General features: G+C 70.0%; 10 protein-coding genes and 1 tRNA gene. 7 read left to right on the plus strand and 4 right to left on the minus strand.

Annotated features, from left to right (window positions below; all coding sequences use genetic code 11):
- Window positions 1–43: 43 nt before the first annotated feature.
- Window positions 44–508 carry a RidA family protein gene (locus tag ACZ7L0_RS35610; protein WP_471246692.1) on the minus strand — a complete coding sequence of 155 codons (465 nt, stop codon included), beginning with the start codon at window positions 506–508 and terminating at the stop codon, window positions 44–46.
- Complete coding sequence (locus tag ACZ7L0_RS35615) at window positions 505–666, minus strand: DUF4177 domain-containing protein (RefSeq protein WP_121891618.1); 162 nt, start codon at window positions 664–666, stop codon at window positions 505–507. The genes ACZ7L0_RS35610 and ACZ7L0_RS35615 overlap by 4 nt, the downstream gene beginning before the upstream one ends.
- A 72-nt stretch (window positions 667–738) precedes the next feature.
- Between ACZ7L0_RS35615 and bagA the strand changes: the two genes are divergently transcribed.
- Together bagA and bagB are read left to right on the plus strand one after the other, a co-directional pair.
- A complete protein-coding gene (gene bagA, locus ACZ7L0_RS35620) occupies window positions 739–1716 on the plus strand; it encodes an ATPase BagA (protein ID WP_471246693.1) in 978 nt (325 codons plus the stop codon).
- The gene (bagB, locus tag ACZ7L0_RS35625) at window positions 1713–3017 is read left to right on the plus strand and encodes an ATPase BagB (protein ID WP_471246694.1); all 1305 of its coding nucleotides are present in this window, start codon (window positions 1713–1715) and stop codon (window positions 3015–3017) included. The genes bagA and bagB overlap by 4 nt, the downstream gene beginning before the upstream one ends.
- A 10-nt stretch (window positions 3018–3027) precedes the next feature.
- Here bagB and wblA read toward each other — a convergent pair whose 3' ends face one another.
- Window positions 3028–3366: a transcriptional regulator WblA gene (wblA, locus tag ACZ7L0_RS35630; RefSeq protein ID WP_189956079.1), complete on the minus strand. Its 339-nt coding sequence runs from the start codon at window positions 3364–3366 to the stop codon at window positions 3028–3030.
- Between the two features lie 552 nt (window positions 3367–3918).
- On the opposite strand from wblA, the gene ACZ7L0_RS35635 reads away from it, so the two are divergent.
- Entirely contained in the window at window positions 3919–6198 is a 2280-nt protein-coding gene (locus ACZ7L0_RS35635; protein ID WP_471246695.1) for a transglycosylase domain-containing protein, read from the plus strand.
- A gap of 73 nt (window positions 6199–6271) precedes the next feature.
- Here ACZ7L0_RS35635 and ACZ7L0_RS35640 read toward each other — a convergent pair whose 3' ends face one another.
- A complete protein-coding gene (locus tag ACZ7L0_RS35640; protein ID WP_471246696.1) occupies window positions 6272–6739 on the minus strand; it encodes a GatB/YqeY domain-containing protein in 468 nt (155 codons plus the stop codon).
- Window positions 6740–6831: 92 nt separating this feature from the next.
- On the opposite strand from ACZ7L0_RS35640, the gene ACZ7L0_RS35645 reads away from it, so the two are divergent.
- From ACZ7L0_RS35645 to ACZ7L0_RS35660, 4 genes are all read left to right on the plus strand, one after another.
- A complete protein-coding gene (locus ACZ7L0_RS35645; protein WP_471246697.1) occupies window positions 6832–7758 on the plus strand; it encodes a metallophosphoesterase in 927 nt (308 codons plus the stop codon).
- A gap of 72 nt (window positions 7759–7830) precedes the next feature.
- Window positions 7831–8631 carry a Pr6Pr family membrane protein gene (locus ACZ7L0_RS35650; RefSeq protein ID WP_471246698.1) on the plus strand — a complete coding sequence of 267 codons (801 nt, stop codon included), beginning with the start codon at window positions 7831–7833 and terminating at the stop codon, window positions 8629–8631.
- 33 nt (window positions 8632–8664) lie between these two features.
- Window positions 8665–8738: transfer RNA gene (locus ACZ7L0_RS35655), tRNA-Pro, on the plus strand.
- Between the two features lie 383 nt (window positions 8739–9121).
- Window positions 9122–11636 (plus strand): TIR domain-containing protein (locus ACZ7L0_RS35660; protein WP_471246699.1); only part of this gene is annotated, 2515 nt, incomplete at its 3' end.

Consider the following 11636-nt stretch of genomic DNA (forward strand, 5'->3'; position numbering starts at 1 on the left):
GAATGTTCGAGAGGTGCCCGGGACCAGCGGCTACGCCGGAGCGTTACGGGACGAGCTCCACCTGGATCTCGACCTCGACCGGCGCGTCCAGCGGCAGCACGGCGACACCCACCGCGCTGCGCGCGTGCACGCCCTTGTCGCCGAGGACCTCGCCGAGCAGCTCGCTGGCACCGTTGACGACACCGGGCTGGCCCGTGAAGTCGGCGGCCGAGGCGACGAAGCCCACGACCTTCACCACGCGCGCGATGCGGTCCAGGTCGCCGGCGACGGACTTCACGGCGGCCAGGGCGTTCAGCGCGCAGGTGCGGGCCAGCTCCTTGGCCTCCTCCGCGGTGACCTCGCCGCCCACCTTGCCGGTGACCGGGAGCTTGCCCTCCACCATCGGCAGCTGGCCGGAGGTGTAGACGTAGGCACCGGACACCACGGCGGGCTGGTAGGCGGCCAGTGGCGGCACCACCTCCGGCAGGGCCAGGCCGAGTTCGGCCAACCGCTCCTCGACGGCGCTCATGACTGCTTCTCCCGCTTCAGGTAGGCCACGAGCTGCTCGGGGTTGTTCGGCCCGGGCACGACCTGGACGAGCTCCCAGCCGTCCTCGCCCCAGGTGTCCAGAATCTGCTTCGTGGCGTGGACGAGCAGCGGCACGGTTGCGTATTCCCACTTGGTCATGTGGCCGACTGTAGCCGCTGTTATCCACAGCCTCCCGCGTAGCCCGCGGGCGGACTGGTTAGGCTCGAAGACGTGAGCAGGCTCCAGGTCGTCAGCGGTAAGGGCGGGACCGGAAAAACGACGGTCGCCGCCGCCCTAGCGCTGGCCCTCGCGACCGAGGGGAAGCGGACGCTTCTCGTGGAGGTCGAGGGTCGGCAGGGCATCGCGCAGCTCTTCGAGACGGAGGCGCTGCCTTATGAGGAGCGGAAGATCGCCGTCGCTCCAGGGGGCGGGGAGGTGTACGCCCTTGCCATCGACCCCGAACTGGCCCTTCTGGACTATCTCCAGATGTTCTACAAGCTGGGTGGAGCGGGCCGGGCCCTGAAGAAGCTCGGCGCGATCGACTTCGCCACCACCATCGCGCCGGGCATCAGGGACGTACTCCTCACCGGCAAGGCGTGCGAGGCGGTGCGGCGCAAGGACAAGAGCGGGCGGTTCGCGTACGACTACGTGGTCATGGACGCGCCGCCCACCGGTCGCATCACCCGCTTCCTCAACGTCAACGACGAGGTCGCCGGGCTGGCCAAGATCGGCCCGATACACAATCAGGCGCAGGCCGTGATGCGGGTGCTGAAGTCGCCCGAGACGGCCGTGCACCTGGTGACGCTCCTGGAGGAGATGCCCGTCCAGGAGACCGCGGACGGGATCGCCGAACTGCGCACGGCCCGGCTGCCGGTGGGGCGGGTCGTCGTGAACATGGTCCGGCCCGGGCTGCTGGACGCGGCCGACCTGGATCTCGTACGGACCGTGCCGCGCACCGCCGTCGCCCAGTCGCTGTCCGCCGCCGGGCTGGGCGGGGCGCGCCGGGGCGGCAACGCCGAGCGGCTGGTGGATCCGCTGCTGGAGCAGGCGGCGGAGTACGCCGAGCGGTACGCGCTGGAGGAGGAGCAGCGAGCGGTCCTGACCGAGCTGGGCCTGCCGCTGCACGAGCTGCCGCTGCTCGCCGAGGGCATGGACCTGGCGGGCCTGTACGAACTCGCCACCGAGCTGCGGAATCAGGGGATGTCATGAGTCCGGACCCGACCCACGCGCAGGACACCGCCCGGCACCGTCTCTCCCCCGCGCGCGTGCTCGACGTCGATCCGCTGCTCGACGACCCCAAGACCCGGATCGTGGTGTGCTGCGGTTCGGGCGGGGTCGGCAAGACCACGACCGCGGCGGCGCTGGGCCTCAGGGCCGCCGAGCGGGGCCGCAAGGTGGTCGTCCTCACCATCGACCCGGCGCGCCGGCTGGCCCAGTCCATGGGCATCGACTCGCTGGACAACGTGCCGCGCCGGGTGAAGGGCACCGAGGGCGACGGCGAGCTGCACGCCATGATGCTCGACATGAAGCGCACCTTCGACGAGGTCGTCGAGGCGCACGCGGACCGGGAGCGGGCGGCCGCGATCCTGGCCAACCCCTTCTACCAGTCGCTCTCGGCGGGCTTCGCGGGCACGCAGGAGTACATGGCGATGGAGAAGCTGGGGCAGCTGCGGGCGCGGGACGAGTGGGACCTCATCGTGGTCGACACGCCGCCGTCGCGCTCGGCCCTGGACTTCCTGGACGCCCCCAAGCGGCTCGGTTCCTTCCTGGACGGCCGGCTGATCCGGCTGCTGACGGCCCCGGCGAAGCTCGGCGGGCGCGCGGGGATGAAGTTCCTGAACGTCGGCATGTCGATGATGACCGGCACGCTGGGCAAGCTGCTGGGCGGTCAGCTGCTCAAGGACGTCCAGACGTTCGTGGCCGCGATGGACACCACCTTCGGTGGCTTCCGTACCCGCGCGGACGCCACGTACAAGCTGCTGCAGGCGCCCGGCACGGCGTTCCTGGTGGTGGCGGCCCCGGAGCGGGACGCGCTGCGCGAGGCCGCGTACTTCGTCCAGCGGCTGGCCGCGGAGGACATGCCGCTGGTCGGTCTGGTGCTCAACCGGGTCCACGGCAGCGGCGCCGACCGGCTGTCGGCCGAGCGGGCGCTCACCGCCGCGGAAAATCTTGAAGAGCCCCGCATTGTGGATCAGGGGGACGGGAAAGCTGGACTTCGTAACTCTCCCGACACGGACGGCAGTTCAGAATCTCCCGCGTCAGCGACACCCGCGGCGGATGCTCCGGCGCCGGAATCCCCCGTCGACCGGCTCGCCGCAGGCCTGCTGAGGTTGCACGCCGAGCGCATGCAGCTGCTCTCCCGCGAGCAGCGCACGCGTGACCGCTTCACCGCGCTCCACCCCGAGGTGGCGGTGGTCGAAGTGGCCGCGCTGCCCGGCGATGTGCACGACCTCGCGGGGCTGCGGGACATCGGTGACCGGCTCTCGGCCGGCCGGCCGGAGCTTTCCTGAGCCCGTAGGGCTAGCTCACGGCCGCGTAGTTCTCGTACACCTCGTCGTCGTCGAGGGGCACGATCCCGGTTCCCCGCTCGTACTCCGAGCGGGCGGTCTCCAGGAGCCTGCGCCAGGAGGTCACGGTGGGCCGCCTGCGCAGCAGTGCGCGGCGCTCGCGCTCCGTCATGCCTCCCCACACGCCGAACTCGACGCGGTTGTCCAGCGCGTCGGCCAGGCATTCGGTGCGTACCGGGCATCCGGTGCACACCGCCTTGGCCCTGTTCTGCGCTGCTCCCTGAACGAACAGTTCATCCGGATCGGTAGTGCGGCAGGCGGCCTGCGCACTCCAGTCGGTTACCCAGCCCATACCGGCGCCGTCCTCTCCCGAATCGAGGCTCCCCCACGGCGGCAGCGGCATATTCACCGCCGCCAGTTGAGGACGTTACGGAAGGTGGGCACAGCGCAACACCCCCTTCGGGCCCAATCTTGAATGGCCCGAACGGACTATGGGTAAGCGGCAGATCACCCGCGGGAGTGAGCTGGCGACATGCGCGACCATCCCGGCAAAGCGGGACAGCTGTGATGCGTCACAACGGGCGCCGAGTGACACACGAGGCGGATTCGGACACGCCGCCCACAAAAAAGTTGGGCTACTTCCGGAACGATTCGGGGTCGCCGGACGTATTGATACGTGGCCGCACTGCTGTGACAGTTGAGAGCAGCTTAGGCCAATGCCTTCACGCCTGTCCGGCGAATGAGAACGTAGGCGCCTGACGTTGCCGTGCCGCCGGTTCCCGGCACGGCCCCGGTCGACACGGCACCGGCCCGGCTGTCCCCGTATGTCACGATCCGGCACTCGAACATTCCGAGAAGCACCCGCTCCGCCGGAACGCTCAGCACTACGGATTAGGCTGCCCTCATGCCAAAGAAGCGCTCGGGCGGTGGCCTGTCGGCGACACAGCAGGCCGCGAAGTTCCTCGGTGTCAGTGTGCTCGCGGGAGCGGTGATGGCCGGTATCGCGCTGCCCGCGGCCGGTGCGCTCGGACTCGCGGCCAAGGGTTCGGTGCAGGGATTCGACGAGATCCCCGCCAATCTCAAGAGCCCTCAGCTCAGCCAGCGGACCACCATCCTGGACGGCGAAGGCCACAAGATCGCCTCGGTCTACTCCCGGGACCGCACGGTGGTGGACCTCAAGGACATCTCGCCGTACATGCAGAAGGCGATCGTCGCGATCGAGGACTCCCGCTTCTACCAGCACGGCGCGATCGACCTGAAGGGCGTCCTGCGCGCCCTGAACAAGAACGCGCAGAGCGGCGGGGTCGCCCAGGGCGCCTCCACCCTCACCCAGCAGCTGGTGAAGAACTACTTCATCGAGGAGGCCGGCGACGACCCGACCAAGGTCGCGCAGGCCACCCAGCAGACGCTCGGCCGCAAGATCCGCGAGCTGAAGTACGCGATCCAGATCGAGGACAAGCTCGGCAAGAAGGGCATCCTCGAGAACTACCTGAACATCACCTTCTTCGGTGAGCAGGCGTACGGCGTCGAGGCCGCCGCCCAGCGCTACTTCTCCAAGCACGCCAAGGACCTCAACCTCCAGGAATCGGCGCTGCTCGCCGGCATCGTCCAGTCCCCTAGCCGGTACGACCCGGTGAACGACGAGGCCGAGGCCACCAAGCGCCGCAACGTGGTGCTGCAGCGCATGGCCGAGGTCGGCGACATCTCCCGGGCGGATGCCGACAAGGCCAAGAAGGAGCCGCTCGGACTGCACGTCAGCCAGGCGAAGAACGGCTGCATCACCGCCACCAAGGGCGCCGCGTTCTTCTGCAAGTACGTCGAGTACGTCTTCCTCAACGACCCGGTCTTCGGCAAGACCCGCGAGGCCCGCGCCAAGGTCTGGAACCGCGGCGGCCTGACGATCCGTACGACACTCGACCCGCAGTCCCAGAAGTCGGTGCAGGCCTCCCTCAAGGACCACGTCTACAAGTCCGACCGGGTCGCCGCGGCGGCCACCCTGGTCGAGCCCGGCACCGGCAAGATCCTGGCGATGGGTCAGTCGAAGCCGTACGGCTACGGCAAGAACGAGACCGAGTACAACTTCTCCGTCAACCGCGACATGGGCGGCTCGAACTTCGGCTTCCCGACCGGTTCGACCTTCAAGCCGTTCGTGGCCGCGGCCGCCATCGAGGGCGGCAAGCCCGCGACGCAGGAGTACTCCTCGCCGTACAAGATGGACTACCCGAGCCCCGTCCAGACCTGCTCCAGCAACCCGTGGGTCAACCGCAGCGGCGAGAAGGTCGAGAACGAGAGCGAGTCGGAGGTCGGCCCGTACCGCATGAACAAGGCGATGGCCAAGTCGGTCAACACCTACTTCGTGCAGCTCATCTCCGACATCGGGCTGTGCCCGGTGGTGAAGATGACCGACGCGCTGCACGTGGTGCAGGGCAACGGCGACAAGCTCCCCGAGAGCCCCTCCATCGCCCTCGGCGCGGTGGGCCTGTCCCCGCTGACGATGGCCGGCGCGTACGCCACCTTCGCCTCCCGGGGCATGTACTGCACGCCGGTCGCCATCGAGTCGATCACCCAGAAGGTCGGCGACCAGCAGAAGTCGCTCGAGGTGCCCAAGTCCACGTGCTCGCGCGCGATGAGCGAGAAGACCGCCGACACGGTCAACACCCTGCTGCGCGGAGTGGTCGACTCCGGTACCGGAAAGGAGGCCGGCCTCAGCGACCGCGAGAGCGCCGGCAAGACGGGTACGACGGACGAGCGCAAGAACGCCTGGTTCGTCGGCTACACGCCCAACCTGGCCGGCGCGGTCTGGGTCGGCAGCGCCAAGCAGAACGTGAAGATGGTCAACATCCGCATCGGCGGCGTCTACAACGACCTCGTCTACGGCGGCCGGGTCCCCGGCCCGATCTGGCGGGACGCCATGGCCGGCGCCCTGACCGGCAAGGACGCCCCGGAATTCAACCTCGTCGACATCCCCGACGACGAGGACAAGGGCGACGGGAACGGTGACGGCGGCGACAACGGGGACAACGGCGGCGTCATCGGCGGGATCATCGGAGGCCTGACGAACGGCGGTACGACCGGCGACAACACCGGCTTCCCCACGCCCCGCTTCTCCATCCCGGAGAACTTCATCCAGGGGCAGGGCAACGGAGGGAACAACGGGAACGGCAACGGAGGACAGCGGGGCTGAGCCCCGCCGGCGGGGCCGCTTCCGGATCCACGGTCGGATCCGGGGTGCGGCCCCGTCGCCGTACCGTCTCCGGTCAGCCCGCCAGCAGCTTCTTGACCACGGCGGCGACCCGGCCGCCCTCGGCCAGACCGGCCACCTTCGGGTTCACGATCTTCATCACGGCGCCCATGGCCCGCGGGCCCTCGGCACCGGCCGCCCTGGCCTCCTCGACGGCCTGGGCCACGATCGCGTTCAGCTCCTCGTCGGACAGCTGCTTGGGCAGGTACTCGGCGAGCACCTCGCCCTCCGCCTTCTCCCGCTCGGCCTGCTCCGCACGACCACCCTGCGCGAAGGCCTCGGCCGCCTCCCGGCGCTTCTTGGCCTCCTTGGCGATCACCTTCTGGACCTCGTCGTCGGAGAGCTCGCGCTTCTCCTTGCCCGCGACCTCCTCCTTGGTGATCGCGGCGAGCGTCAGCCGGAGCGTCGAGGAGCGGAGCTCGTCGCGCTCCTTGATCGCGGCGTTGAGGTCGTCGTGCAGCTTCGACTTGAGCGTGGTGGTCATGGCTCGATTGTCGCAGGTGCCCCGGCGCGAACGCCCCCTGATTTAGGGGGCGCCCGGTCTCCGGGCCCGCCGCGGTCTGACACGATGGTCGTATGCGTGCGCGATACGGAGTACCCCTGGGAGTCGTGGCGGCCGGCGCCGCCGGTCTGGTGTATGCGGCGGGCTTCGAGGCCCGCTCCTTCCGCCTGCGCCGGGTGACGGTGCCCGTCCTGCCCCCCGGCATGCGCCCCCTGCGCGTGCTCCAGGTCTCCGACATCCACATGGTCGGCGGCCAGCGCAAGAAGCAGCGCTGGCTGCGCTCGCTGGCGGGCCTGCGCCCCGACTTCGTGATCAACACGGGCGACAACCTCTCCGACCCGGAGGGCGTGCCGGAGGTGCTGGACGCGCTCGGCCCGCTGATGGAGTTCCCGGGCGCCTACGTCTTCGGCTCCAACGACTACTACGGCCCCAGGCTCCGCAACCCCGCCCGCTACCTCCTGGAGAAGGCCAGCGGCCGGCACGGCCTGAACGGCAACGCGCCGGCGGTGGGCGTGATCCACAACCCCTGGGAAGACCTGCGGGACAGCTTCGACGCGGCGGGCTGGCTGAACCTGACCAACACCCGGGGCGAGCTGAAGATCGAGGGCGTCTCGGTGGAGCTGACCGGCCTGGACGACCCGCACATCAAACGCGACCGCTACGCCCGGGTGGCCGGCGGCCCCTCCACCTCGGCCGACTTCTCGATGGGCGTGGTGCACGCACCGTACCTGCGCGTACTGGACTCGTACGCGGCCGACGGCTACCCCCTGATCCTGGCCGGCCACACCCACGGCGGCCAGCTGTGCATCCCCTTCTACGGCGCCCTGGTCACCAACTGCGACCTCGACACCGAACGGGTGAAGGGGCTGTCGACGCACACGGCGGAGGGGCGCACGTCGTATCTGCACGTGTCGGCGGGCTGCGGGACGAACCGGTACACGCCGGTACGGTTCGCGTGCCCGCCGGAGGCTACGTTGCTGACGCTGGTGGGGCGCGAGTAAAGAGCGGATTCCGGGTAACCCACCCGGTTCACCCGGATCGCCCCTTTCGCATGCCCTGCTTAGCGTGTGCGCATGAGCTCCTCGATACCCCCGATACCGAGGGACATCCCGGACCTGCCGCCGGTCCCCCGCACGCCCGCGCTCCTCCTCCCACCCGTACCGTCCAGGGCGGTGGTACCCCCCGTCCACCGCCCCCTGACCGCGGCCTTCCGCCTGCTGGTGGCGCTGACGGCGACGGCGGGCGTCGCCCTGGAGCTACTTCTCGGCAGCCCGGCCCGGACCCTGAGCTACTTCAGCGTCCAGAGCAACGCGCTGCTGGCGGTGATCCTCATCGCCTCCGCCCACCGGGCCCGGACCGCCCGCCACCCCCTGCCATCGGCCCTCACCGGCGCCGCGCTGCTGTACGCCGTGATCACGGCAGCGGTCTACCACCTGCTCCTGGACCACACGACTCCCCCGTTCTCCATGACGGACGCCACCCCACCTCCGGCGCGCTGGCACGCCCAGTGGGCCGCCCTCCAGCTCCTCCACACGGTGGCCCCGCTCGGCGCGGTCCTGGACTGGCTCCTGCTCACCGCCCCCGGCCGCCTCCACCTCCGCCAGGCCGCCGGCTGGCTCCTCTACCCCCTCGCCTACCTGGCCTTCATCCTCGCCCGCGGCGAACTGCTCCTCCCCGGCACCACGGCCCGCTACCTCTACCCCTTCCTCGACGTGGACCAGCACGGCTACAAGAGCACCCTCGCGAACGCCCTCCTCCTCGGCCTCTCCTTCTACGCCCTGGCCGTCCTCCTCGTCGCCCTCGACCACACCCGCCCGAACCCCGTCCGCCGCCGCCACAAAACCGGATTTCGTCTCCGGCCACCAGTGGGCTAAAGTAAACGTCGTCGCCGCGACAAGCAGCGACATCGGGGTGTAGCGCAGCTTGGCAGCGCGCTTCGTTCGGGACGAAGAGGTCGTGGGTTCAAATCCCGCCACCCCGACAGAGAAGTACCAGGTCAGGGGCCTGATCCGCATCGCGGGTCGGGCCCCTGAGTGGTTTTCTGGCTCCCTTGGGAGCCGGATTCGTAATCCGGCTCCCAACCCTCAAAGGCAGCACCGGGTCCATCATGCGGAGGCGGTCGATCACACGCGCGACTGCGGTGCAGCACAGCGCGAAGCGGCTGCTGACACGAACGGCCCGTGCAGGCGCCTGCCCCTCCCGATATGCCACCGTCCCCGGGTCCAACCTGCAGGCCCTGCGACGGACAAGGCCGCATAGCACACCACGCCGCCTCGATGGGCGTGCGGATCTCGCCCCGGTGGGGCGTGCCGGCCCGGCGGGCGGCGCATGGGCGAAGCTCAGCGGCGCCTGATACACGCCCGAATGCCCCCACACGGCACGATCAGCTCGTCCACCGGCCGCGTGGTCACCCCGCCGCTGCTACTTGTCTCCTCGCAGGCGACCGAGCAGGACCTCCGCCCTCTACACGGGGGTTCCCCTTCCCTACGACTCCTGGCGGGCCCGTATGTGGCTCGACTCGTGGGTCTAGCGGGTTCCGGGTCATATCACGAGTTGCCGGTGGGCATAGGACAACCAAGTCATTACCACCGTAGGGGCTCATCTGGTGCTCTAGTGTTGGCGGGCTTGCAGGCCGGCCGTCAGGGCGTTCAGGGGCTCAGGGGTGGCCTGTTCGGGGGGTGCGGTGTGGCTGGTGTGGGGCGGTACGACGCGTTCGTTTCGTATGCGCACAGGGATGAGGCGTGGGCGACGGCGCTGGCGGAGAACTTGCATCGGCTGGGTCTCGATGTATGGCTGGATCAGTGGGAGCTGGTCGGTGGTCAGCTGACGGTGTCGAGACTGCAGCAAGGGCTGGCGAGTGCTGACGCACTGATCGCCGTCGTCAGTCCGCACTGGACGGCGTCCGGGTGGTGCGATGAGGAGTTCGCGGCAGCTGTTTCGACCACACGACGGGTGATCCCGGTCCTGTGGGGCGAGGTGGATCTGCCGCCCTTCATCGCCGCGCGGCTGTACTTCGACTTCCGTCAGGTGGCTTCTCCGGCACGGTACGAGGAGCTGGTGCGGCAACTGGTTCGGGCGGTACGGGGGTTGCCGACGGCGGAGCGTCCGGCGCGGGACGGGACACTGGTGGTGCCCCAAGGGCTGGCCTATCGGCCGGACGGGCCGGCGTACGCGCAGTTGCGGGTCGACTCGGGGTCGGTCGCGTTCTCCACCGCGGACTCTGCGGCGTCCTGCCCACCGCGCGGTGTGGATCACGGGCTTGAGCAGCAGATGTGGATGCTGCAGCGAGTTCGGGCGCGAGCTGACAGCGGCTTGGCCACTCGGCGGCTGCTCTCCGCGGGGGCAGCGGTCTCTCCCGGGGGCGTCGCCGGGGCTCTGGTCGGTGTCGGTGAGGCGTTGGGCGAGGGGTTCGTACGTGGTGAGGTGGCGACGGCGCTGGCCAGGGAGGTGGGGCTGGCGCAGGCGCGTCACGCGCCGTTGCGGATCGGGTTGACGGTGGATGATCCGCGGTGGGTGGATCTGCCGTGGGAGACGCTGGTCGTCCCGGGTACGGGGCAGCCGTTGGTGCTGTCGGAGGACGTGGAGCTGTACCGCATGGTGCGGCGGGAGAGTCCCGCCGTCGCGGTGCAGGTGCCGGGGCCGTTGCGGATCCTGGCGGTGGTGGCGAGTCCGGAGTCCGGTGGGGGTGAACTGCTCGACTACGAGCGGGAGTTGGACCGGATTCTGGACGCGGTGGATCCCGCGCGGTCCGGGCAGGGCGCGTATGTGCGGGTGCTGAACTGGGGCAGTCTGGCCGAGATTCGCACCGCACTGGAGCAGGAGCGCTTCCATGTGCTGCACCTGTCCTGTCATGCCATGCCGGGGACGTTGCTGCTCGAGGACGAGCGGGGGCGGGTGGACCTGGTGGATGCGGAACGGTTCATGGCGGAGGGGTTGCCGACCGGTCGGGGTGTTCCCCTGGTGGTGCTGGCCGGCTGCTCCACCGCCCGTACCCCGGTGGTGCGGGATACGGAGGTGCCGGGTTCCGAGGAGGAAGGGGACTCGGACTCGGGCGCCGGTACGGAAGGGACCGAGCGTCCTGAACCCAGCCCGGAGGGGCGGGCCCGGGCCGGTCTGGCGCGGGAGTTGCTGGCGCGCGGGGTGCCCGCGGTGCTGGCGATGACCGAAGCCGTCACGGACCACTACGCCACCGAGCTGGCCGCGGAGACGTACCAGGCACTGGCACGGGCCGAGAACCCTGATCCGCTGACCGCTCTGTCCCAGGCTCGCCGCACTCTGGAGGCCCGGCGTCGGCTGCTGCCGGACAATGACCCGCGCGCGGCCTGGCCGGAGTGGGCGACGCCGGCGCTGTTCCTGGCGGGGCCGCCGCTGCACCTGTTCGACCGCGCCGCCGGGGGCGGTCGGGTGCCGGTCGTGGCCGAGTCGGTGCTGGACGAGGGGATGGTGGTCCGCAAGGTCGGGGAGTTCGTCGGGCGCCGCGCCGAGCTTCGGCGGCTGCTGTCCGCCTTGCGGGATCCGGGGCGGGCCGGGGTGCTGGTGCACGGTATCGGTGGGGTCGGCAAGTCCACGCTGGCCGCTGAGCTGCTGCACCACTACGGGTTGCAGGGGCGGTTGATCGTGCCGGTGTCGGCCACCACGACCCGTACCGTCGACGCCGTCCTGGAGGCGCTGCGGCAGCGTCTGACCGCTTACTGCCTGGCCGAGGATCTGCCGGAGAACGACCAGCTGCGGCGCGTGGCGGTGGCCCTGACGGATGCGGGCGCGCCGTGGCGGGAGCGCTGGGGGCTGGTCCGCCAGATCGTGCTGCCGCGGCTGCCGGTGCTGTTGATCGTGGACAACGCCGAGGACCTGCTGACCCGTACGGCTTCGGGTGACGGCT

The organism is Streptomyces sp. NPDC039424 (assembly GCF_055639495.1).